The 23,782-nt window shown below is 61.7% G+C and carries 19 protein-coding genes; 11 read left to right on the forward strand and 8 right to left on the reverse strand.

Annotated elements, in window-relative coordinates:
* The first annotated feature begins 77 nt into the window (after positions 1-77).
* Positions 78-1,223, forward strand: coding sequence for a D-2-hydroxyacid dehydrogenase (locus ACJMK0_RS15675; RefSeq protein WP_405239650.1), 1,146 nt, complete (start codon positions 78-80; stop codon positions 1,221-1,223).
* Here ACJMK0_RS15675 and ACJMK0_RS15680 read toward each other — a convergent pair.
* Both ACJMK0_RS15680 and ACJMK0_RS15685 read right to left on the reverse strand, forming a co-directional pair.
* Positions 1,217-1,714 carry a DUF2505 domain-containing protein gene (locus ACJMK0_RS15680; RefSeq protein ID WP_405239652.1) on the reverse strand — a complete coding sequence of 166 codons (498 nt, stop codon included), beginning with the start codon at positions 1,712-1,714 and terminating at the stop codon, positions 1,217-1,219. The two genes, ACJMK0_RS15675 and ACJMK0_RS15680, sit on opposite strands and share 7 nt — an antisense overlap.
* On the reverse strand, positions 1,714-2,430 hold the full coding sequence (locus ACJMK0_RS15685) for a Crp/Fnr family transcriptional regulator (protein ID WP_405239653.1): 717 nt from the start codon (positions 2,428-2,430) through the stop codon (positions 1,714-1,716). The genes ACJMK0_RS15680 and ACJMK0_RS15685 overlap by 1 nt, the downstream gene beginning before the upstream one ends.
* A 389-nt stretch (positions 2,431-2,819) precedes the next feature.
* Here ACJMK0_RS15685 and ACJMK0_RS15690 point away from each other — a divergent pair, with 389 nt between their 5' ends.
* Together ACJMK0_RS15690 and ACJMK0_RS15695 are read left to right on the forward strand one after the other, a co-directional pair.
* Positions 2,820-5,192, forward strand: coding sequence for an OmcA/MtrC family decaheme c-type cytochrome (locus tag ACJMK0_RS15690; RefSeq protein WP_405239699.1), 2,373 nt, complete (start codon positions 2,820-2,822; stop codon positions 5,190-5,192).
* A 133-nt stretch (positions 5,193-5,325) separates the two neighbouring features.
* Positions 5,326-8,016 carry a fused MFS/spermidine synthase gene (locus tag ACJMK0_RS15695; RefSeq protein ID WP_405239655.1) on the forward strand — a complete coding sequence of 897 codons (2,691 nt, stop codon included), beginning with the start codon at positions 5,326-5,328 and terminating at the stop codon, positions 8,014-8,016.
* A gap of 45 nt (positions 8,017-8,061) precedes the next feature.
* Here the strand turns inward: ACJMK0_RS15695 and ACJMK0_RS15700 are convergent, their stop codons facing one another.
* From ACJMK0_RS15700 to ACJMK0_RS15710, 3 genes are read right to left on the reverse strand one after another with little or no spacing between them, the layout of a single operon-like run.
* On the reverse strand, positions 8,062-8,352 hold the full coding sequence (locus ACJMK0_RS15700) for a hypothetical protein (protein ID WP_405239657.1): 291 nt from the start codon (positions 8,350-8,352) through the stop codon (positions 8,062-8,064).
* 13 nt (positions 8,353-8,365) lie between these two features.
* Positions 8,366-9,202, reverse strand: a complete 837-nt coding sequence (locus tag ACJMK0_RS15705) for a sterol desaturase family protein (RefSeq protein ID WP_405239659.1) — start codon at positions 9,200-9,202, stop codon at positions 8,366-8,368.
* 27 nt (positions 9,203-9,229) lie between these two features.
* A complete protein-coding gene (locus tag ACJMK0_RS15710; protein ID WP_405239661.1) occupies positions 9,230-10,120 on the reverse strand; it encodes a LysR family transcriptional regulator in 891 nt (296 codons plus the stop codon).
* Between the two features lie 101 nt (positions 10,121-10,221).
* Between ACJMK0_RS15710 and ACJMK0_RS15715 the strand changes: the two genes are divergently transcribed.
* Both ACJMK0_RS15715 and ACJMK0_RS15720 read left to right on the forward strand, forming a co-directional pair.
* Positions 10,222-11,229: a sodium-dependent bicarbonate transport family permease gene (locus tag ACJMK0_RS15715; protein ID WP_405239663.1), complete on the forward strand. Its 1,008-nt coding sequence runs from the start codon at positions 10,222-10,224 to the stop codon at positions 11,227-11,229.
* Between the two features lie 66 nt (positions 11,230-11,295).
* Positions 11,296-11,613 (forward strand): P-II family nitrogen regulator, encoded by a 318-nt coding sequence (locus ACJMK0_RS15720; protein ID WP_405239664.1) that lies wholly within the window; start codon positions 11,296-11,298, stop codon positions 11,611-11,613.
* 15 nt (positions 11,614-11,628) lie between these two features.
* Here ACJMK0_RS15720 and ACJMK0_RS15725 read toward each other — a convergent pair whose 3' ends face one another.
* Together ACJMK0_RS15725 and ACJMK0_RS15730 are read right to left on the reverse strand one after the other, a co-directional pair.
* Positions 11,629-13,521 (reverse strand): hybrid sensor histidine kinase/response regulator, encoded by a 1,893-nt coding sequence (locus ACJMK0_RS15725; protein WP_405239666.1) that lies wholly within the window; start codon positions 13,519-13,521, stop codon positions 11,629-11,631.
* Between the two features lie 299 nt (positions 13,522-13,820).
* Entirely contained in the window at positions 13,821-14,858 is a 1,038-nt protein-coding gene (locus ACJMK0_RS15730; RefSeq protein WP_405239668.1) for a TauD/TfdA dioxygenase family protein, read from the reverse strand.
* A gap of 426 nt (positions 14,859-15,284) precedes the next feature.
* Here ACJMK0_RS15730 and ACJMK0_RS15735 point away from each other — a divergent pair, with 426 nt between their 5' ends.
* Positions 15,285-15,785 carry an outer membrane beta-barrel protein gene (locus ACJMK0_RS15735; RefSeq protein ID WP_405239670.1) on the forward strand — a complete coding sequence of 167 codons (501 nt, stop codon included), beginning with the start codon at positions 15,285-15,287 and terminating at the stop codon, positions 15,783-15,785.
* Positions 15,786-16,069: 284 nt separating this feature from the next.
* On the opposite strand, the gene ACJMK0_RS15740 is transcribed toward ACJMK0_RS15735, so the two are convergent.
* On the reverse strand, positions 16,070-16,909 hold the full coding sequence (locus ACJMK0_RS15740) for a hypothetical protein (RefSeq protein ID WP_405239671.1): 840 nt from the start codon (positions 16,907-16,909) through the stop codon (positions 16,070-16,072).
* A gap of 290 nt (positions 16,910-17,199) precedes the next feature.
* Here ACJMK0_RS15740 and ACJMK0_RS15745 point away from each other — a divergent pair, with 290 nt between their 5' ends.
* The 5 genes from ACJMK0_RS15745 to ACJMK0_RS15765 all read left to right on the forward strand — a co-directional run bounded on the left by ACJMK0_RS15745 (position 17,200) and on the right by ACJMK0_RS15765 (position 23,534).
* A complete protein-coding gene (locus ACJMK0_RS15745; protein ID WP_405239672.1) occupies positions 17,200-17,664 on the forward strand; it encodes a YccF domain-containing protein in 465 nt (154 codons plus the stop codon).
* 137 nt (positions 17,665-17,801) lie between these two features.
* On the forward strand, positions 17,802-18,437 hold the full coding sequence (locus ACJMK0_RS15750; RefSeq protein WP_405239674.1) for a hypothetical protein: 636 nt from the start codon (positions 17,802-17,804) through the stop codon (positions 18,435-18,437).
* A gap of 106 nt (positions 18,438-18,543) precedes the next feature.
* Positions 18,544-19,128 (forward strand): PEP-CTERM sorting domain-containing protein, encoded by a 585-nt coding sequence (locus ACJMK0_RS15755; RefSeq protein ID WP_405239676.1) that lies wholly within the window; start codon positions 18,544-18,546, stop codon positions 19,126-19,128.
* Positions 19,125-19,580: a hypothetical protein gene (locus ACJMK0_RS15760; protein ID WP_405239678.1), complete on the forward strand. Its 456-nt coding sequence runs from the start codon at positions 19,125-19,127 to the stop codon at positions 19,578-19,580. Before ACJMK0_RS15755 ends, ACJMK0_RS15760 begins: the two co-directional genes overlap by 4 nt.
* 90 nt (positions 19,581-19,670) lie before the next feature.
* Complete coding sequence (locus tag ACJMK0_RS15765) at positions 19,671-23,534, forward strand: VWA domain-containing protein (protein WP_405239679.1); 3,864 nt, start codon at positions 19,671-19,673, stop codon at positions 23,532-23,534.
* Positions 23,535-23,782 lie beyond the last annotated feature (248 nt).

The following is a 23,782-nucleotide window of genomic DNA, read 5'->3' on the forward strand; positions in this document are numbered from 1 at the left end:
TCGGGTTGGGGATCGGGCCTGAAGGCCCTCCTACGTTGGGGTATGCTTCGGGGCGGGAGTCTTTACCGGAAGCAAGCATGAAGCTGAGCGAGATTGTTCGACGGCAGGCGGTGATCGTCTGCTGCGCCTTGGCCCTCGTCGTGGCGGCGCCGCTGGGCCAGGCCCGGCCTGCCGCCGCCGATGCCGACACCAGGGAGCTGATCAGCGGACTCGGGCTGAACGAGGGCGAGACGCCGGTACGCGAACATCCGCGCTGGCAGCCCGATGGCCCCATCGTGGTGGCGGTCGACGGCCCGGAGCGGCTGGCCTGGCTGCAGGCCGTGGCGGGGGACGCCGAGCTGGTGGCCGTGCAGTCGCGTGCCGAGGCCGAGGCGGCGCTGCCGGGCGCCGTGGCGCTGCTCGGTGTCTGCAGCCCCGGCCTGATCGAGGCGGGCGAATCGCTGCACTGGGTGCAGAGCTACAGCGCCGGCGTGGACCGCTGCGTGGACACGCCCGCGCTCGCCGAGCGGGACATGATCCTCACGAACGCACAGCGACTGTACGGCCCGGCCATCGCCGAGCACGTCATGGGCATGATGTTCATGCTGGCCCGCGGCCTGGACGTCTATCACCTGCGCCAGGCCGACGGACGATGGGAGCGGGAGCTCGAAGACTACGCCGACAGCACCTGGGAACTGGCCGACCGGACGCTGCTGGTGGTCGGCCTCGGCGGCATCGGCACCGAAATCGCGCGGCGGGCGCACGCCCTCGGAATGGAGGTCATCGCCACCCGCGCCAGTTCGCGGCAGGGCCCGCCGTTCGTCAGCTATGTTGGCCTTGCCGACGAACTCCACACCCTGGCCGGCCGCGCCGACATCATCGTCAACGCCACGCCGCTGGTGCCGGCGACGGAAGACCTGTTCGACGCGGAGTTCTTCGCGGCCGCGAAGCCGGGCTCCTACTTCATCAACATCGGCCGCGGCGCCAGCGTGGTCACGGAAGATCTCCTGGCGGCCCTGGAGTCGGGGCGCATCGCCGGCGCCGGTCTCGACGTGACCGACCCGGAGCCACTGCCGGAGGGTCATCCGCTGTGGCGCATGCCGCGGGTGATCATCACGCCCCACATCTCCGCGCGCACCGAGGGCTCGTCCGAACGGCGCTGGCTGCTGGTGCGCGAGAACCTGCGCCGCTACGTGGCCGGCGAGCCGCTGCTCTCGGTGGTGAATATCGACAAGGGTTACTGAGCGGCGCCGGCGAGTCGCTCGGCCGCATAGGCCAACTCGGCCTCGACGGTGGCCGTGATCTGACGGCGCAGCACCTTCTCGATGCGGCCGGCGATCAGCGGTATCGGCACGCGGAAGCGGTGCTCCACCTTATATAACGAGCCGGAGGCGTCTGCCTCGAGGGTGAAGCGGCCCTCGATCTCGATGGGGGCCATGGCGCTGCGCACCGTATAGCGTCCCGCGTATCGGTCTTCGCCGTCGTCGGCGACGCGCTGCCACACCTCGTGCACGGTGACGGTCTGTTCTTCGCCGACCAGCTTCGTGAGGAATCCGGGCAGATCCTGGCGGGCGACGCGGGTGGTGTGCAGCGTGACCGAGTCCCGGTCTTCGTCCGCATGGCACTCGGCGCTCAGCTCGCCGATGGCGAGGCAGCGGTCGACGATGAAATCCGGGTCCGTCATCAACGCGGCCACGCTCTGTACGTCGGCGTCGAAGCGGCGGCTGACGGCCATCAGGCGATCTTGTGCTCCCGCTCGTCGACGGTTTCCCCGTCGGCGAGCTCGCGGAGCGCCGCCAGGTCCAGTACCTCGATACGGCCCCGTGGGGCGAGCAGGATCTCGCGGCGTTTCATGTCCGCCATGAGCCGGCAGACGGTCTCTTCGCTCAGACCGAGCAGGTTGGCGATCTCCAGCCGGGTGATGGGCAGGCGAAAGCGGCCGTCCCGCGGCCAGGGTTCCGGCGCCATCATCAGGATGAACGCCGCCAGCTTGGAACTGGCGCACTTCTGGCCCATGGCCTGGATCAGGGCGCGGCTCTGCACCAGCTGGGCATTCAGCGCGTCGATCAGGCGCATCGCGATGTCGGGCCGGTCGGCGACGCGGGAGAGCAGGGCTTCGTGGCTGATGCGGCAGGCCTGCACCGGGGTGGCCGCCGTGGCCGAATAGGCGTAGCGCTCCTGCTGCAGCGTCTGCAGTCCCACCACCAGGTTGCCGCGCCGGCCGATGCCCACGATCTGCTCGCGCCCGTCCGAGCTGTGATGGCAGATCTTCACGACGCCGTGGGAGATGGAATAGAGATTACCGCCCGGTTCTCCCTGCAGGAACAGCATCTCCCCCTTCTGATAGCTGGAGCACTGCACGAGCCCCGAGACAACGCAGGGCAGGTCGGCGAGGCCGCCCCTCGCTTCGTCCAGACTCCGGAAAAGACACAGGCAGTTTTCACATGGCATCGGCGGTCGTTCCCCCTCTTGTTGTAAACCATTAGATACGCGCCGGGAGCGGCCGCGTCGATACCGGGAAATCCAGTTCGATTGTCGGTATCCACGTATTTGAACCTGCCATTTGTCATTGTTCGGCCCCACAGAATGTGCTTAGCATCAAAGGGTCTCTACGCGCGCGCTCGGCGCCCTCCCCGGGGCCCTGTTCGAAGAAATCGAAATACGTACTATCCACCGGCGGCCAGAAGGGCTGAACTGACAATTGTCAGTGTTTCTTGACACGCGCAAATCTACTCTTTCGTCTGACGCCGGTTGATCGGAAGGGCCTTGGTCAAGGTCGTTACTGGTAAACCGGGCATTTCGAAGAAGCAGAGGGTTGCGCCATGAACCGTTTCCAGAAGATGTTTAAAGGAAGCTGGGCATTGCTCCTCGCGTCGTTCCTGCTGTTAGGTCTGGCAGGTTGCGAAGGCGACGACGGTGCACAGGGACCCGCAGGGCCTCCGGGCCAGGACGGGCAGGACGGAGCCGCCGGGCCTCCGGGACCGGAAGGACCTCCGGGGCCTCCGGGACCAGGACCGATCTCCATCGGTGATGGCGAGGCTCTGACGGCCGAAGAGATCGAGATTCTCGGTCAGCTCGAGGCCACTATTACTAATGTCACGATCGCGAGTCCACCGGTGGTTGAATTCACCGTGGTGGATCAGAACGGCGATCCCGCGCTCGGTCTGGCCGAGGGCGTGGTCAACTTCACGTTCGCCAAGCTCGTGCCCGCCGATCCCGCCGCGAACGGCGGTATTGCCTACTGGCAGAGCTACGTGAACCGTGTGGAAGAGGCCGGCCCCGAGCGGTTCAACCCGAATCCGCCGGACTTCCTGGATCAGGCGGTACAGGCGACGACCGATACGCAGGGTACGCTGGAAGAGCTGGGCGACGGCAACTACCGTTATACGTTCGCTACGGACGTCACGGCCGTGACCGATCCCATCGAAGTGACCTGGGAACCGAGCCTGACCCACCGCGTGGGCCTCGAGATTCGTCTCGGCGGTCCGGGCGAGGTGCCGCTGGCTCCGGATAACCCGGTCTACGACTTCGTGCCCGACGGCGGCGCAGGCTCCGGCAGCAAGGACATTGCCGCCACGGCCAACTGTGCCGACTGCCACTTCTCGTTCGCCCTGCACGGCGGCCCGAGGAAGACGGTCGAGTACTGCGTGACCTGCCACAACCCGGGCACCATCGACCAGGATACGGGCGAGTCCCTCGACATGGCCTACATGACCCACTCCATCCACGTGGGCGAAGGCCGTGTGGACATCGCCGGCGATCCGCTGCCTTACGTGATCTACGGCTACGGCGGTTCCGTGCACGACTACGGCGAGGTGACTCATCCGCAGTCGCTGACCTACTGCACGACCTGCCACGTCGAGTCCGAAACGGCGCCGGATGGCGACGTCTGGACCGCAGGCGCCTCCACACAGGCCTGTGGCAGCTGCCACTCCGACGGTCTGATCGTCGAGAATTGGGACGAGGTGACCGGTATCGCTGAGTATCGGTTCGATCACGCCAACTCCGACGTTTCGGTCCTGGGGCCCCAGGCCAACAACACCTGCGCCAACTGCCACCTCGAAGGCGGCGTTGCGGGTGCCGGCCCGGCTGACTTCATCCACACGCGGATCGACGGCGATCAGCAGTTCCGCCAGATCACCGGTGAGAACTTCGTGTTCGAGATCCTCGACGCCACGAACGTGGGCCCGGGCGAGACGCCTGTGATCACGTTCCGCGTGACGGATGCCGCAGGTGCGCCGTACGACCTCCTCGCTGATCCGGAGTTCAATACCTCCGGCGCATCGATGAACCTGTACGTCTCCTGGCCGGGTGTCGAGAACTACAACGGTGACGAACTCGGCAACGCCCGTGGTCTGCGTCGTGGTTCTCTGTACGGCCCGGGACAGCCTCATCGTTGGGATCTCAGCGACATCCAGCAGGCGATCACCGATCAGGGCGTAACCCAGGCAGCGGACGGCAGCTACACGCTGACGTACTTCGCGGCCGTGCCCGCCGAGATCACCGGTAATGCCTTCATCGCCATGGGCGGACACCCGGCAGCGGTGGATGTAGAGGATGCCGACGGCAATCTCACCGTGCAGCGCGCCGCGCCGGACAGCATCGTGTTCTATCCGGAAGGCACGCAGGCTCGCGAGTTCGGCTCCAGTGCCGCGCAGTGTAATGCCTGCCACGAGCAGATCCAGTTCCACGGATCCAATCGCAACGGCGATCCGGAGATGTGCCTCGTCTGCCACAATGCCGATACTGTGGTTGCCTTCGACGACAACGGTGTGACCATCGACGATGGCTATGGCCTCGGCTACATGATCCACAAGATCCATGTCGCCGACCCGGCCTACTTCGGTGGCGGCTTTGCCGAAATCACCTATCCGCAGTCGATCGCGAATTGCGACGCCTGCCACGTGGAGGGCTCCTATAACGCGGCCCGCGCGGAGGCCAGGTCAGTCAGCATCAAGGTAGGCGGCGGTGACGACACGATCTGGACGGATGACATCGCCACGACGCCGAATGCGGCGCTCTGCGGTGCCTGCCATACGTCCGCGGCAGCACTCGGCCACTTCGCGACCAACAACGGCGAGATCGGTGTAACGAAGGACAGCATCCTGAAGTTCAACGGTCTGCCGAACGGTCAGGAAGCCTGCGCCGTCTGCCATGGTGCCGGTGCCTCGTTCGATACCGCGAACTATCACAATCCCGGTATCGCCGAATAATTAACGACGAATAACAAAACCATGACTGGGCGCCCGCTTCGGCGGGCGCCTTTTTTGTGCGCGCACGAAACGCGCCGCTGTAATTCGCCCGCTACCTGCGGGAAGCGGCGCGCGTTTCCGGTACCATCCCGCCATGATCGAGAGGAAGTCGTCCCGCGGATTGCTCGCGCTGGTGCTGGCGTTGTTCTTCGGCTCCGGCGCGCTCGCCCTGGTCTACCAGGTCGTCTGGGCCCGGATGATGACCCATGTCTTCGGCTCCACGGCGGTGGCGGTGGGCACCGTGCTGGCCGCGTTCATGGCGGGCATGGCCCTCGGCAGCTGGTACCTGGGCAAGGTGGCCGACCGCACCGGGAACCGGCTGAAGCTCTATGCGGTCCTCGAGTTCGGTATCGCGGCGGCCGCGTTGCTGTCGCACTGGGCGCTGTCCCACATGGAGACGGTCTATCCGGCCCTGCACGGGTTCGTCGGCGGGTCCCCCGTGCTGCTCGCACCCGTCCGTTTCCTGGCGGCATTCCTGCTGGTGATGGCGCCGACCATCCTGATGGGCGCGACGCTGCCGGTGCTGAGCCGCTACCTCGTCAGCGGCCGCGAACTGGTGGGCGTTCGCCTCAGCACGCTCTACTCGGTCAATACCTTCGGCGCCGTGGCCGGCGCGGCGACCACCGGATTCTTCCTGATCGGCAGTTACGGTATCCACGCCCCGATCGTCGGCGCGGCCGTCGGTAACGCCCTGATCGGGCTCGTCGCCTGGGTGGCCGCGGGCCGGGGCGCCGGCGGCGAGGAGGCGGCTGAAGCGCCGCCTGCCGAAGACGTTCTCGCTCCGGAGGAGCCGTCCGAGGCGCCCGGCCCTGCGGTGATGCGCCTCGTCCTGATCGGCCTGGCCGTCTCGGGTTTCACGTCCTTCGCCTACGAGATCTACTGGACCCGTTCCCTGGTCTTCGTCCTCGGCAACTCCACCTATGCGCTGAGTACGATGCTCTGCGCCTTTCTGACCGGCATCGCGCTGGGCGGCTACCTGGTGCGTTTCGTGATCCGCTACGTGCGCGACCGCGTCGAGGCCTTCGGCTGGCTGCAGCTCTCGCTGGGGCTGGTTTCGGCACTGGCGCTGCCGCTGCTGTTCGCGGTCAACGACCCCGCTTCGCTGGACCGTTACCTCCAGGGGATAGCGGGGGAGGCGACGACACTGGTGCTGGCGAGCTTCGGCATCGCGTTCCTGGTCATGCTGGTGCCGGCGGCGCTGATCGGCGCCACGTTCCCGCTGGTCGGACACCTCGCCGTGCGGCGCATCAGCGAGACCGGCGGCTCGGTCGGCAAGGTGTATGCCGTGAACACGCTCGGCAACGTGGTCGGCGCACTCGTCCCCGGGCTGTTCCTGCTGGACTGGCTCGGCATCCAGAAGGGCATCCTGCTCATGGCCGCGCTGAACGTCCTGCTCGGGCTGCTGGTCCTCGCGGTGCGGCTGTTGCGCCCGGGCGGCAGCCCCGTCTGGTGGGGCGCGCTGCCGATGATGCTGATCGCGAGCGCCGTCGTCATGCTGCAGACGCCGCTGGACTTCCGCTTCCCGTCCCGCGGCGAGCAACCGGATCACCGCACGCTGTTCTATCGGGAAGGCCCGCTCGCCACCACCAAGGTGTACGCGGATCCCGACAGCAGCGAGAAGTACATGAGCGTGGACGGCATCGTGATCGGCGGCACCGGCGATACCCATTTCAAGCAAGTGCTGCTCGCCCACCTGCCGCGGCTGCTGAAAGACGGGCTGCACACCGAGCTCTCGGTGGGTCTCGGGTCCGGGATCCTGGTGGGGGAGAGCGCCCGCCACGAGGACCTGAGAGCCATCACGGCGGTGGAGATCGAGCCCGGCGTGATAGAGGGCGCCGACTACTTCCGCGAGGAGCACGGGAGCATCCTGGGCGACACCCGCCTCGAGGTCGTCAACGACGACATCAACAGCTTCCTGCATACCAGCGAGCGACGGTTCGACGTCATCACCGCGGACGAGAAGACCGCCGACGAGTACGCCTCCAACGGCTTCTCCTACTCGCTGGATTACTACCGCCTGCTGCTGGAGCATCTCGCGCCGGGCGGTCTGGTGGTGCAGTGGGTCCCGGGCACGCTGCCGCCGCGCCAGTACCGCATGATCCTGAAGACCTTCGCCCGGGGCTTCCCGCACGTCCAGGTGTGGAGCTTCCTGCCAGCGCACCGTCTGGGGCCGTTCAACACCCTGCTGGTCGGCTCGGCGGAACCGGTGCCGGTCGAACTCGGCGCCATCCGGCGCAGGTTCGATGAGGACCGGGCCGCGCTGGCGAGCCTCGAGCCCTACGGCATCACTTCCGCCGAGTCACTGGCGGCGCACTTCGTCGCCGGTGACGCGGTGATCCGGGAGGCCGTCGCGGATGCGGAGCTGAATACCCTCGCGCATCCCCGCTACGAGTTCTATCACCCCTGGGAATACGCCGAGGGCCGGCTGGACAAAGCTATCGCCAATCAGGCCTTCCTGCTGGAGCTGAAGCGCCGCGCCCACCCGGATTACTTCCGGGAGTTGGCCGCGGACGCGGAGGATCCGGAGCGGCTGGAGCGCACTTTCGCGGCCGAGTTCCGTTTCCTGGATGCGTTCCAGCGGTTCCTCGGCCGGATACCGCTCGAGGAGACCTACCGTCTTTTCGATGGCGCACTGGCGGTAGCACCCTGGCACGACAGCCTGCGCGCGAGAATCTACGCCCAGTACCGGTATTTCGCCGCCATGCAGCGAGACCCGGTGCGCCGGGACCGGCTCTTTCGCCGCGCCGAAGCCCTCTATCAGACGCCGGCGGCCCGGCCCGACTGACGGCGCCCGGACCACGGACCCGGCACCGCGCGTCGCCCGCCGGTGCTAGTCCGCGGACAGCCCGTGCTGCTTGCTGGGCGCGACCTTCTCGGCGTCGTCGTCGCCGGTGAGTTCGGCGAGGACGAGCAGGATGCGGCGCAGCAGGTCGTTTTCCGGCCCGGGCATGTTCTCCTCGGTGGCCACCGACAACTCGGCCGCATCGTATTCCCAAGAACGGAGGATGTGGAGTTTATCCTCCCGGCTCAGGTCATCCCGGGCGGCCAGCGCCTCCGGCCCTTCGAACACGGATCCCGGGTCGGCGCAGGCCTTCTTCAGCCACTCTTCTCTGTCGCTCATGTCGGATTACCTCTCATTGTCTGCGCGGGCCGGCGATACCGCCGCCGGGGTCACCCCGCCAGGGCTGCAGCAGCATCCGGTCCAGCCGCAGGTCGGCGGGATCGCGGAATTGCCCGATGCCGATGGTCATGCCGTCGTGGCCGTCCCTCGGCTGGTCCCGGTAGGTGCCGAGCAGCCGGTCCCACCAGGGCAGGTTGAAGCCGAAATTGCTGTTGGTCTCGTCCCGGTGTATCGAGTGATGAACGCGGTGCATGTCCGGCGTCACCACGAACCAGCGCAGCACCCGGTCGATGCCGCGCGGGATGGCGAGATTGCTGTGATTGAACATCGAGGTGGCGTTCAGCAGCACCTCGAAGACCAGCACGGCGCCGGCCGGCGCGCCCAGCGCCGCGATCACCGCCATCTTCCAGACCATCGAGATGAGGATCTCCAGCGGATGGAAGCGCAGTCCGGTGGTGACGTCGAAATCCAGATCCGCATGGTGCATGCGGTGCAGCCGCCACAGCGCGGGCAGGGCGTGGAACATCACGTGCTGGAGATAGACGGCCAGGTCGAGCAGCAGGATCGAGACCGGCCAGGCGATCCACCACGGCGCCGACAACGCATTCAGCAGGCCCCAGCCCCGCTCCGCGGCGATCAGTGCGACGCCGATCGCGAGCAGCGGGAACGCGAGGCGAAGCACGGCCGTATTCACCAGGACGATACCCAGGTTCGAGAACCAGCGTGTGCGCCGGGGCAGCTGGCGCCGGCGGCGGGGAGCAACGGCTTCCGCCAGGGCCAGCACAGCGAGGATGCCGAGGAAAGAGCCACCCCGGATCAGGGCTTCGTTGTCGGCCAGCAGCGGTTCCATGCGCAGATCGTCCGGACTGTTGCGGAATCAGGAGGCATCCAGCACGGCCTTCAGCGCCGCGGAGCGGAAGTGGCGCCGGGCCGTGATGGCGTAGAAGTTCTCGTGGATAGCGGGAACCTCGCAGTACTTGCTGAGAATGCCATGCTCCAGTTCGTCCTGCACGACCACCTCCGGCACCATGGCCACGCTGCCGGAATCCCGGGCCAGCAGCCGGAGCATGGCCATGTCGTCCACCTCGGCCGAGATTTTCGGCGTGAGTCCCAGCTCTTCGCACAGCAGATCGAACTGGCTGCGGATCTCGCTGCTGTGGCCGGGCACCAGCAACGCCGTGCCGGCGAGATCGTCGGGGAAACGGAAGCGGCGCCGGCGCGGGCGGGGCGGACCCACCAGACACACCGTCTGCCGGGCGATGCGCCGGCAGCTGAGTGGCAGCTGGTCATCGGCGGTCACGGGCCGGTTCGAGAGGATCAGATCGAGCTTGTGTATCCGCAGCCGCCCGATGAGCTCCTCCAGGCTCGCGGACTCGATGACGAGATGCAGGTTCTCGTCGCCGATGACCGGGCGCAGCAGATTCTGCTGGAAGTTGCGTGACAGGGTGGCAACGGCGCCCACGCGCAGCTCCGGCATCTCCTGGCCGTCGCCGCCGCGCACCGTCTCCAGCAGCTCCGCGCCCAGGTTGAAGATGCCCTCCGCGTAACCGAGCACCAGGCTGCCCGTCTCCGTCAGCCGCAGTGTGCGGCCTTCGCGCAGGAACAACTCGTGGCCCAGCTCTTCCTCGAGCTGGCGTATCTGCGAAGAGATGGCCGACTGGGAGACATGCAGCCGTTCGGCCGCGCGGGTCAGGTGCTCCTCCTTCGCGACCACCCAGAAGTAGTGCAGGTGGCGGAAGTTCAGTCGTCTGAGCGTTTCTGTTCTCATAAAAAGAACGAAATTTAATAATAAATCTATTTTACGGAAGAGACTCCGATATGCAACATGCGTCCCCGATCGATTGTCTGACCATCTGGCCGGAGAACCCCATGGACCTCGCTATCGACTTCTTCAGCCGCCTGCTGACCCAGTTCCAGTCGCCGGCGCTCGCATTCCTGATCGGCGGCATGGTGCTGGCCGCGGCCGGCAGCAAGCTGCAGATACCGGACGCCATCTACAAATTCTGCGTCTACATGCTGCTCATGCGCATCGGCCTGGAAGGCGGCATGGAGATCCGGGAGGCCGAGCTCGGTGAGATGCTGCTGCCGGCGGCCATTGCCGTTGTCGTCGGCTGCGCCATCGTCATCGTCGGGCGTTACACACTGGCGGCGCTGCCCGGGGTACGGACCGAGGACGGGATCGCTACGGCGGGACTGTTCGGTGCGGTGAGCGCGTCCACGCTGGCGGCGGCCATGGTGATGCTGGAGGAGCAGGACATCTTCTACGAGGCGTGGGTACCGGCGCTGTACCCATTCATGGACATCCCGGCCCTGATCGTCGCCATCGTTCTGGCGAACGTCTATCTGGCGAAGCGGAAGGGCGGTGCGCGGGAGGAGGTCCGTATCGGTTCCATCATCGCAGACAGCCTGCGGGGCTCCGCGCTCTCGGCCCTGCTGCTCGGCCTCGTGCTCGGCCTGCTGACGCGCCCGGAGTTGGTCTACGAAGGCTTCTACGACCCGCTGTTCCGCGGTCTGCTGTCGGTCCTGATGCTGACCATGGGCATCGAGGCCTGGACCCGCCTGAACGAGCTGCGCAGCGTGGCGCACTGGTACGCCGTGTATGGCGCCGTCGCGCCACTGGCGCACGGCCTCATCGCCTTCGGCCTGGGCTACCTGGCCCACCTGGTGACCGGCTTCAGCCCGGGCGGCGTGATCCTGCTCGCGGTCATCGCGGGGTCGAGCTCCGACATCTCGGGGCCGCCGACGCTGCGCGCGGCGATCCCGTCGGCGAATCCATCCTCGTACATCGGGTCGTCGACCAGCGTGGGCACGCCGGTGGCCATCGCCGTCGGCATCCCGCTTTACATCGCCCTGGCCGAGGCCGTATTCGGAGTGTGAACGGGCGCGAACCGGGGCAAGGCGAGCGATAATGACCGCGCAGCCGCGCGGGGAGGTTAAAGAGCAATGACTCATTACAAGGCAATGAAGGTCGTCATCATCACCGAGAAGCTCATCCTCGAGAAGGTCGCGCGGGTGATCGAGTCGACAGGGGCAAAGGGCTACACGGTGGTGGCAGCCGGCGGCAAGGGCAGCCGCGGCGTGCGCCCGGCCAACCGGGCGTCCGTGGTGGACGAGTTCAGCAACGTGAAGATCGAGGTGATCACGGGCGATCGGGAGGCGGCGAATCGTATCGCCGACGAGGTGGCCGAACGCTTTTTCGACAACTACTCCGGCATCACCTACCTGGAGGAGGTGGAGATACTGCGGCCGCACAAGTTCTGAGTCCCGGTACGGGTCTCAGCCCCGCTCCCGCCCCAGCAACTCGTCCACGGCCGTTATCAGCTCGTCCGCCGAGTGAGGTTTCGGCAGTACGCGGGTCACGAAATCGGGGACGTCTTCCAGCCGCATCTTCGCCAGGCCGGATACCATCAGTACCGGCAGGCCGGGCCGGATGCGTACCGCTTCCCCGGCCAGCTCGAGACCCGACAGGCGCGGCATGGTGTTGTCGGTCACCAGCAGGTCCGGCTGCGCCTGTCTCGACCGAAGGCGCTCCAGGGCCTCCAGGCTGGAGGTGAAGACTGTCACCCGGTAGCCCGCTCGCTCCAGCACGCGCCGGCCCAGCCGGGCGAGTGCCTCCTCGTCTTCCACGTAGACCACGTGTTCCATCAATACCGACCGCGGATCTTCCGGTGCCGCATCGTCCTGCGCCGATTCCTGCTCGGCGGCGGGCAGGAAAATGTCGAAGGTGGTGCCCTCACCCTCCCGTGTCTTCACCTCGATGACGCCGCGCAGGGCCTGCACGGCTTCCCGGACCAGCCATAGTCCCAGGCCGGTACCCTCGCCGGTGCGGCTCGACGTGTAAAACGGCTCGTAGATGCGCTCGGCCACGGCCTGCGGCATACCCATACCGTTGTCCGAGATCGTGAGGCGGCTGTACAGGCCGGGCTGCAGCTCGGGGTGTTGCTGCCGTCCCTCCTCGTCCGCTTCGTAGGGCACCAGGCTGACGTCCAGGACCCCGTCAGAACGGGTCATCGCCTTCGCGGCGTTGGTGCCCAGGTTCATTACGATCTGATGGATCTGGGTGCTGTCGCAGAGCACGGGGGGTGCGGTCTCGTCCAGGTGGACGCGCATCTCCACGGACTTCAGCAGCGAGGCCTTCAGGAGCTCCAGTGCCTCGTCCACCGTCTCATGCAGGCGGGTGGGCTCCGGGGGTCCCTGGCGGCCTCTGCCCACGGCCAGCATGCGCTCCACCACCTGGCGTCCGCGCTGTGCGGCTCGCACGATCTGATCGAGGTCGGCGCGGCTCTCCGGGCCGAGATCCGCGCTCGCCAGCACCATTTCGGCATAACCGAGGATGGCCATCAGGACGTTATTGAAGTCGTGGGCAATGCCGCTCGCCAGTCCGCCGATGGTCTCCAGCCGCTGCGCTTCACGGAGCTGGTTCTCCATGGTCCGGCGCATCGTGATATCGACCACCGAGGCGAGCACGAACGTGCCTTCGGCCGTGGTGACCGGCGTCAGGCCCACTTCCACCGGCACCTCCGTGCCGTCCCGGCGCACGCCGAACAGCTCGCGGCCGACGCCCATGGGGCGTGCTTCCGGCGACGCCATGTACGAGCGCCGATGATCGGGGTGCGCCTCGCCGAAGCGCTCGGGCACCAGCGTCTCGATGGAGCGGCCGATGAGCTCGTCTTCGTCGTAGCCGAACGCGCGCGTGACCTCCCGGTTGGCCAGCGTGATGATGCCGCGCTCGTTCACCATCAGCATGCCGCTCGGCGACGAGTCCACCGCCTTCTGGAAGTAGGTTTCCGCGCGTCGGCGCTCCGTGAGGTCGGCAATGGACACGACGGTGGCCGTGCCCTGGGGAATCCGCAGTGGCTTCAGCCCGATCTCCATCGGTATCTCGGTGCCGTCCCTGCGCAGGCCACAGAGGTCGCCGCTGCCGTTCCGCGCGGCGAGTGTGTCCAGAAATCGCTCGGCCGGTTCCCGCCCGGCGGGCCGGAGGCGTTCCGGAACCAGTGCCTCGGCACGCTCGCCGACCAGCTCGCCCCGGGAATAGCCGAACAGCCGCTCGCTCTCCTCGTTGGCGAGAACGATCACTCCGTCCTCGTCCACGATGACGAGCGGGGAGGGCGCCAGGTCGAATGCAAGGCGGAAGAACTCCCCGTCGGGCAGGTGGATGTCCACCATGGTCGGGCCGACTCCCGGGTGGTGTCGTCACCACCCCGTGTTGCGTGGTGCAGGACAGGCTGCCCACGGTGCCCAGGCCGACGGAGGAAACGGACAACGCGGATCGAATCAGCGCTGAGGCCGGATCCCCCGCATCCCGCCTGAGCCACGTGTCTGGCGGTTATGGTCTCCGATCGGGAACGGTGCTGCAACCGTGCCGGGAGGCGTCGGTCGCAGCGGCGTATCGCAACGGGCTGTGTGCAATCGCAGCCGCACGGGCGGCAGGCCGATGCGCGGGGCAGCGCAGCCTGCTGCCGGCTTCAGTTCTGCATCGGGATGCTTTCGTCCCACCGGAAACCGATCCCGCCCGACTGCCAGATGCCTGCGCCGAAGGGGCTCGGTCCGGCAATGTTGATGCGGATCGGCAATCCAAAGCGGGGCGCCAGATCGCCGACGCCACGAACGGTGCTGCGATGCATGATACGCAGACCCTGTTCTGCCGCCGGCAAGTGGGCCTGGGGTGAGGCGCGATGCGCCACCGCCAGGTTGTCGATGAAGATGCAGTCGTTCTCCTCGTACTCGTAGGCAATCGCGTAGCCGTCCTCGAAGCCTGCATCGAGGATGTCCTTGTACTCATGGCAGAGCTGCGTCAGTTCTTCGGAACCGAGCAGTCGAAAACCATCGCCGTCGCGAAGCTTCTCAATCACCGCACCGGTCATGCCCAGATGGAGCCAGACACTTTTCCGCCCGGAGATCGGGTGTTCATGCACGGCGGGATGGACGACTCCCGAGGTGGAATTGACCGACGACAGACGGCGCCAGAATTCCTGCCGTTCCTCCGGGAGAGCGTCATAGGCCGCCCCCTGGTGAGCGAAATAGGTGCCTCCGCCTTTCTCGGCCGGGCGGACGATGTGGTAGCCGGCGTGGGAGAAGGTGTCCGGGTTGAAGCTGCCGTCGTTGTGCCACTGGGGACCCACCGCCGGGATGCCGTGGCGCCGATCGTTCGACAGGCGGAATATATGCTGGTTGGTACCCGGAGTCGCCGGATGAACCCCGTGCGTGCTGTGCAGTTCCTTGCCGCCCCACCAGCAGCTGACGCGGAGGAAATCGTCCACATCCAATGCTTCACTGGATTTGAAGACAATGAAGCCGCGGCTGGCCATTTCCTTTTCGAGGGCCTCGATTACGTCGGGTGGTGGCGGGCGCTCGGATGACAAATCGATGCCGGACACCGCGGCCCCGATGGGATCGAGTGGGAGGATTGTTGCTCCCGCATTTTCGATCGTCTCGACGCGTGACGGATCCAGGGGTGAGATCTTCGATGACGTGGTTTTTGGTACGCGATTTCTGTCGTTCATGCAGTTCAGGGTAACGCAAGCAGACTCGAAAAGACCAAGGCGGATATGCCGAAAAAAGTGCGAGGATCAATCGGGTCAGAAGATGCTGTCCCCGGGGCAATGGCGGAGTTCGTCCAACCCGCAAATACATCTTGCAACCGGCAGAGGCCCACGCAGGTTCTTGCCCGTGTCGGCACGTCGAGTCGGTTCTTGGCGTTATGGTAGCTGGCAAGACTCGACTACATAGTTCAATTACGCCACGTGGTACTTCCTTATTGCAGGCAGACATCCATATTTGAGATTTTATGCCCACACGTTTAAAGAGCAATCTTTAGATGGAGCCACTGGCAATTGTCACGGTCCTACCGCAATTGCCCTCGCAGGATGCGACGGCGGTGGTGGTTTCCACTTCCGAGCATTTCACCACCGATAGAAGGAAATACCCACATGAAGAAATTTGTTCTCGCCATCGCTCTATGCGCAATCTCACTCCCAGCTGCCGCTCAATGGGTAGTAGGTGGTGGATACGTAAACCTGTCAGATGAAGAGGGCGACATCGATGTCAGTCTTGGTGCCATCTACGGGTCGGTCGGCTACCTGATTGAAGGGGAGGGCAATTTTAGTTTCCTTCCTGAACTGCGCATCGGTTTCGGTATCGCCGACGATACCGTGCTAGGTGTGGACGTCGAAATCGACAGTTTCTTGGCACTGAGTCTACGGGGACAGTACACATTCGATTCAGGGCTCTACCTATTCGCCGGCCCATCCTATGCTCGACTTGAGCTGACTGCGTCAGCCGGTGGCTTTTCTGCCTCGGAGGACGATTGGGAATTCGGCGTTGGCGGCGGTGCAGGGTACAAGTTTACCGAGCAACTCTGGGGTGAGCTCGGTTACGAAACTTACGACGGTACCGATGCCTGGGGCATTGGCGTCAAGTACGCGTTCTAAGGACAGTCTCGCTACTCGCACGGCTCGCAGGGCGGTGTTGACTCAAAGGTACTGCCCTATAGCAGTAATACTCGGTCAAACCAACTGCGAGTCGTGCGCTAGGGCGCTGCCGGCTTTAGTCATCGTCCCCGAACTCCTTCCAGGAAGCACCGGCCCTCCGGGCTGTTAATTTCAGTGCCCAAACTTATCGTGACAAGGGCGCTTGAAGCTCGACTTCACGTCTCCAATCAATCTGCCAGAACGCAAGGTGCCGGGCTCGGTGTCAATGCAGGCTAGCGCAGCAGCTAAAGAGCTGTGTTTGCATACAAAACCGAATATTCGGCAGGGCGGTTCTCGACATAGGGAAGATAATGGGAATACCGTTCATCATCGAGATCGAACAAGCCGTATTCGCCACTGACCAGTAGGTCGCGCTCATCGATTTCTGGTGCGCGATCAACGAAGACCCGGGCTACAAAGGGCAGGCCACCAGCTGCTGATTCCGTTAGAAGGAGACCACTGAATGCCGGATCTTCCGGATTGCTCGAAAGCAAGCAACTCATTTGTCTCAGAATGGGGCTAGGGGAAACGAAGGTTGCCTTCCGGTCTTTAGGGAAGATGTAGCCCTCATGTCGGAGGACGCGACCTTTGCGTTGCGGACTGTTAGCGATCGGACTCGGAATGGCCTCTACATGCAAGAAGCCCGGGATGTCTCCGGGCAGGCGAAGAATTCGGAGATGGGTGACCAGGATCTCCCGTGAGTCCGTAGTGATACGGACGCACTTGTAGTGTCCCTTATATAGTCTCAGGAAATCTGTATTTCTCGACGTCGATACCCCGAGCAGGCGTCGAAGTGTGCCGTAGAAGTTTCCCGCCAACGCTGCCGCAGATGCTACCTCCGCTTCACTGTTATGGATGATGCGAAGGAGATTCTCTATCTGCTGGGCTGTCGTATCACGAATCTGGCAGTTCTCAGGATCGCCAAAAATCCGGTAGAGAGTCCGTCGGCTTGGGATCACGCCGATGAGATCGGGATTATCGGAAACCGATGACCAGTTCATCTGTTCCCGTACCTCCAAGAGACGATCAATCAGCCTTCTTTTTTCTGCGCTCGAATACAGCTTGCGATAGCCCGGATCTTCCATTGTTCCGTTGCTCGTCCTTCAGCAAATTTTCTGTTCCTTTGTGGCACAAACGTGGCACAAGTTTGGTACTAGATTGCCCACTTAGCGGTTGCTAGCTTCTAACCGTGATGCGGGCAATCGATTGAGATCACTTTCCTAATGTGTCACCGGAGTTCGGGTGTTGCGGAATCAAGGACTGCGCTCGAAGGCTGCGAATCATTGGGGAAGATTGGCACAGTCGTAAAAGTTTGGCCATAAGCATTCTTGCCTAGATTCGCGGGTCGGAAAAACAACAACAAGGAGCGGCAGCGATGAGAACACTTGGCAACATACTCTGGCATTTCCCCTTCCTGGGGTTCTTGAGTGCATTCATGACGTTCGTCTTCGGGGCCTTAATGGTGCTGCTCGTTGTGACGGCCCCCATTGGCCGAGGGCTGATTCAGTACAGCAAGTTTCTTTTGGCGCCATACACCAGGAAGATGATCCGCCGGAAAGACATGGGTGCGCAGAGCGACGGGCTGTGGAACAGGTACGAGTCCATCGTCGGAATTCTGTGGTTGCCGTTTGGACTCTTCCTGGCCTTGATGGTCGCGATCCAGGTTGGCCTGGTGTTCATCAGCATCATCGGCATCCCTGTGGCGGTAGTGCTCGCCAAGTCGATTGGGACCTATCTTAATCCCGTCGGGAAGCTATGTGTCGAGCGTGAGGTGGCCGAGGAATTGGCTCGCGAAAAGGCACAGCAGACTATCTCTGCGGCTCGCGAAGGAGCTGTCTAAGCTGAAGCACGCCAGCGATGCTAGTCACCGAGGTTGGACGCGACGCAGACGAATCATGGTATGCGTCGGATGTCGAAGCGTCTGAACTCGAGGATAGGGAATAGCAAAAGCAAGAAATGGACGAAGGAGAGCAATGCATGATCGTTAGGATAAGTGGGCTCGTGAAGCTTGGGGTTGGCCTCTCAATTGCCGGGATGTTGTCTGGTTGTGTTGCCGCTGCGCTCGTACCTGCGGCGCCGTTAGTCGGCGGGATGATGGGCCACAAGACAGAAGTCTTGATTGACGAGGCGACGGTTGATCCGCAATTCCGGGAGCTGATGCCTGCCGTAAGCAAGATCGCCTTCATCAGCACAGATCCGACGACGGTATATGCAGCAGAGCACATGGAGCTGAACAGTGACTATCTCGTTTCTGTGGTTCCACCGCTGGAGGCCGCGTCGCCATCTCAGTCGAAACGCTACATGGAAGAAGTCTGCGAAGGCTCCGAGAAGCCGGACGTAGTATTCGGCTTTCAGACACCGCAGACCGATGCAGGCACCGGTACGACCGTGAGGGGTGTCCTGACAGGCCGGGCGGTGTTCGACGTTACCATGCTGACGGATGTGCTCCGTTGCGACACGGGCTGGAGATCCCAGTTCACGACGGTTGGTCGCATCAGCCAGGGTGTCTACAACGCCGATCAGACACAGATAAACCAGATATTGGGGCAGGAATTCTCAGGGGCTTTGTTGCGCCTGGCGGGCAAGATGCCGCCGTTGGAGGGAGGTGCGTAGCAGGCATGGAGGCTACTTCGAACTTCGAATAGCCGAGGCTCGCGAATGCCTCAACCAAGTTGCGATATACGCGGCGCCTTTCACAAGAACTTTCAGGAATAGAACAATGATAATGAAAAATCGCTCATGCTATTTACGAGGTTTGACGCTCGTTCCCGCTCTCCTGCTCCTCTCCTTGTCTGCTCACGCCCTGCCGGCCCTTAGCTTTACGGAAACTGATGAAGGCGCGTTCACCCGCTATGACTTCGTGCTGGATGCGGAGCCAGGGGATTTGATTTTTGAATTAGCACTCGACCTGAGCGTGGCTGAAAGTTCCGTCATCGACGTCTTTTCGCCAGTGAATTGGGGGTCGCTAAGTGATCCGTTTGCGCCGGGCTTTCTAGCGTTCGGCGATAACGGTTCAGGCGGAACATTCGTTTCTGCCTCCGCGGATTTTGGCTCGGAGTTGTTTGGGCCAGCGCGTCTGTCTGGCTTTGGCGTAAGGACATCCGAGTTAATCAGCGATCCGATCAGCTTCTCACTGAATTTTGGTGTGGAGACCTTTTTGGCACAACGGATAACGGATGAGCCATCCGCGGTGCCAGAGCCTGGCACGCTGCCTCTGATGGGGCTGGCACTAATCGCGCTCGTGGTCAGATCCAGAAAGCGGAAGCGGATATCAACGCGTTCGCTATTGCAGGTGCAACTATGATTGGACAACGCCGGTTCACACAACGCTGCGTAACGCTTGCGTTACTGCTCACTCTCCTTTCGTTCACCTCTGTATCTTCGGCGGGGATCATTCAGCAACTGAACGAGAGTCAGTTGCTTCAAATAACCGAGTACAGAGTAAAGAGCATCGTTGTGACTGACGGCGTGCTCACCAAGACCTTCTCGATCATCGTGAGTAACAGTGGGGCCGATGCGCTCCGGCATGTTTACCTAGAGATAGATAGTGCCCCCGCGTATGTCTCAACATCGGGGCGGATCTATTTCGCGGAACTGGAGGCTGGAGCGATGCGGGAGAGTTCAGCCACAGTCACCTATTCTCTGAATACCGACTCCCATAATGCAGCTCAACTTGAACTGGTATGGGAGATTCGAGCGGAACTGAATGGTGAAGAGAATGTTGATGAGGTTGCGGTAGCAGAACTGCTGGACTGACTTCGTACCCAGTTGAGCGATTGCTTGATCGCACTCAGGAAAAACCAAATACATTTCAGAGGATGCCGTGAGGCGTCGAGAGGGGAAGCAATGATCAGTGCAGCAGGTGTCCAGAGCAAGCATCGCTTTGCGGTTACATATAGACTTCTTCTGCTTCTCCTTTTGGGGCCGGCGCATGTCGATGCCGAGATCGAGATAGAAAACATCGATAGTTCACGGTTCCCGACGATCTACATTAACGCAAGAGCGAGCGAAAACGGTGTTGCAGTGCTAGACCTCAATGCGGGCAATTTCAGCATTGAAGAGGATGGCCGCAGCCAGTTACTTGATAGCTTCACAGCGCCAGGCATCGACGATGGAACGCGACGTGCAGATATCGTCTTCGTCGTTGATGTCAGCGGTAGTATGGGTGCTGAGATTGCAGACGTCCGGAATAATATTGCCGCCTTTGCGAGTGCTCTGGAGTCAAGCAGTGTCGACTTTGCCCTTGGGCTTGTGCGCTTTGGAAACAGTAGGGGAGAAAATCCCTTTATCTTCAACGATGGTGCACTTACATCCGATGTCGCGACATTCCAGGGGTTCGTCGATGGCCTAGTCGCGAGTGGCTCGTTCGAACCGTCTTTCCTCGCACTCCGCAAGGCAGCCACCGATATAGTATTTCGGGCGGGAGCGCAGAAGGTCTTTATTCTGATTACTGATGAGGATAGTGACGATAGGGAAAAGCTCGAGACAGTCAGCGTGCTTCTTGCTGCCGATGTTACCGTGCACGCGGCGGTCAATTGCTCAGCCGGGGCTTCAAACACGGATTACTGCGACGGAACCAGTGTTCGCGCAGCAACGGGTGGACTGCTTTTTGGAGTCGAGGGCCCGTACGCGCCAATTCTGGACAGCATTGCTGCGGATGCCGGTGGCACCTACGTCTTGCGTTACACGACGGACAACCCGGCAAAAGATGGGATTGAACGACGGGTCGATATTGGGGCGTCCATCGGCGGCGCGTCAGCCACTGATTTTGGATTCTATGTTCCTGGGGCAACACCAGTAATCAGACTGACGGAAGCGACGCGGACGCTGATTGCCACGGACTGGATCGAAGGCACGGAGCTGGCAATCGAGGTAGCTATCTCCGACGATGTGCCGCCCTCAGCCTCCAGAGCGCAACTTTTTTTCAGAGCAAAGGGGGCCGCCATTTCAGGGTTTGAGTCGGTCGCGATGAGCAATTCAGCTGGCAGTCTTTGGGAAGCAGCGATTCCTTCGCGCGTTGTATTGAGCCCCGGTGTGGAATTCTACGTTACTGCAACGGATGGTGAATCCACGTCGTCATTGCCGTCGGACATCAGCGGCGAACTACTGCAGATTGCGGTTACGCCAAATGAGGCGCCTATCATTAGCGGTCTAGAACCGGTTGAGCCTCCGGAAGGCTATTTAAGAGGCGCACCAGTCCAAATAAACGCAACGGTTGAGGATTCTACAAATTCGATTGCGAGCGTCAGCTTGTTCTACCGAGGTCGTGGTGATCTAGCCTACAAGGAATTGGCACGATCGTTTGACAGCCCAACGTTATCGGTAAACCTTGGATTTACAGTTCCGGGTGAGCAAACAGATATAGAGGTCCTTGAGTTCTATCTGGCTGCACGGGACGACTTGGGAATAACGCGGTTTTTCCCGATTGAGGGGGGCGACGCTCCCCGGTCGATCGAACTTGAAGTGCCGGTGGAGCCGGGTGAAAAGAAACAGCAGATCATCTTTCTGCCTGGAATCTTAGGATCAAAATTGTTTGAACAGGGCGCCGGTATCATTGGCGATAACACGCGTTGGCCGTCGGTCGATGTCGATAAGGACTTACCGGCGCTGCAATTAGATGCAGATGGCACGGCGCCTGACGAGCGTCGCATTTTTGTAGATCAAAGCGAAGATGGGGTGATTTCAGAAACAGCGCCTCTCATTGGCACCAATATCTACAAGAGCTTTCTCTCGGATGTCGTTAACGGCGCCAACCCGGACCTCAAGTGGACTGTCTTTGCCTACGATTGGAGGCTCGCGTTTGATGATCAAATGTGGCGCAAACTCGGCGATCGATCAATTTCACGCGATTTCACAATTCTTCAGCTGCTGCGGAAGAAAATCGATGAGCTTGTAGAGATCGACAAAGATGGCAAGGTTGATATTGTCGCGCACAGCCTAGGTGGGCTCCTTACCAAACGCTACGTCTCGGAATATCCAGAAACTAAGCTAGGTAAGCTTATATTGGTTGACAGTCCACAGCTGGGCACGCCGGCGGGGGCGTGGGCGGTGATGCATGGCGCTGGACAGCCCATACCAGGGTTCTTCAACATTGAAGATGAAAGGCGCGTATTCCGAAAAGTGTCAAGCTACTGGCCCACAGCCTATATTTTGCTCCCTCAACGCGCCTTTTTTGAGAATGTGGTTGAGGAAGTATTTAGCGACGAAATAGAAGAAGGCGAGACCGTGAGGACATTTCCTTATAAAGAAACGCCTCTGTTTGACTTCGAGATCGCCGCTGCTGAATGTGCAGGCCTTCCTTCGTATGACTGGTCTAGCGAGTTTCGTGAGGAAGACAACTTCGGCACCGGCGTCCAGACTTGGGATGCGTGGACAAGGTTCTTCCGTAATCCTGGCGCCGTTGGTACAAACTCGCATGATGCGGTCTTTTCGAGTATACGGCCATTTATTGGAGAGGCCGATGCCAACCGTGTTAAGTTGTTTGAGGCTGGTGCTAGAGGATATGACAACTCTATCGGCCCTTCATGGTCCAAAGGCGATGTGGATCAGGTGTACCAGTTTGTTGGGCAGAACATTCAAACTCCCATTGGCCTGAGCTACGAGCTTACGGGCGGCGCATGCGGCCTGACGTACAGGGTAGAAGAGCGTCCGTTCGGCGACGGCACGGTTGTGACGGAGAGCCAAGCGGCACTCGACGACGCAACTACCTTCTATATTGACTTGAACGCCGCAAACTTCTTTTTAGGATTCAACCGAAAGCACGCAAACGTCCTTGAGGTTCCGTGGATTCAGGAGCAGATTGTTCGCACCTTGACGGGCGGTGGCTATGTCGCTGGCGATTTTGGGCGATGCACAAAGTTCTCAGTGGGCCCGGTCGTTGGGTGTGCCGAGCGGGAGCAGGTCACCTCTCTCAATGAACCCATTTCTGGTGATGTTCCTTGGACGGCCTTCACGTTTGCATCGCCAGTTGAGGTTCTGGCCTACGATTCCCGCGGAAACCGGACCGGCATTCTGCCCAGCGGCCAGGTGGTCCAATCCATTCCCAATAGCGCTTTTAATCAAGTTGGCGACAAGAAGTTTCTCACGCTTCCAGATGGTTATGACGATCTGACAGTTGAGATCAAAGGCCTTGAGGTAGGTGAATACTCCATGTATGTGGATCGCTACCAACACGCAAAGAAGATAGGTAGCAGGGCCTATTTAAATATCCCTATTACAGCCTCATATCGAGGTCAGATAGCGTTTCGAGAGTTTTCAGATCTTGGAAGTATTCAGCAGGACGTGGATGGTGATGGCACGATTGACAGTACTAAAGATGCGGTTGGCTTTATTGCAGCCAATTCGCGTGGGGCCTTTTACGTCAGTGGTGGATTTCGAGCTGCCACGAGCATGAGTTTACGATCAGATCCACTTAGGTCAGAAACCACGGGCTGGCTGAGGTTCAACTCGGCGAATTCGAGCGGTCGCGTTGCGGTGACAGCAGACGATTTCAACTTTGTACAGGTAAGCCTTTCGGGCGGCTTGAAAATGGAATCGAACTGTTCCGTGAATGGAAGCGCTGGCTATCGCTGCCTTGTTAGCCTGTCGGACGGCGGTGCTCCTGGCGCCAATAAGGATTCTTTTTCAATCGACATATTTGGCCCAGATGAGTTTGAATACTCGTCATCTGGCCTGCTAATTGCGGGAGATATTGCTGTCACCATTCGGTAGTTTGGGAGAGGTTGTGCGTTGTCCTGCACGCTTGTCACCGTGCAGCCGCAGGTGCGTCAAGGTGGTGCTGCCGCTCAATAGATAATGTGGGCGGCGGGAATCGAACCCGGGGGAGTGTAAGAATTTCTGTGTGTGAACCGGTGTCACTTTCTTCTTAAGCCGCGATTCTGAATCGTTCTCCGAACTGAATCGCGAACTGAGCTCTCGCAGCATGCCACTCCTTGGGCGGTCGTTTCCACTTCGCCGTT

The organism is Lentisalinibacter orientalis (assembly GCF_040706535.1).
GTDB classification, from domain to species: domain Bacteria; phylum Pseudomonadota; class Gammaproteobacteria; order Steroidobacterales; family Woeseiaceae; genus Lentisalinibacter; species Lentisalinibacter orientalis.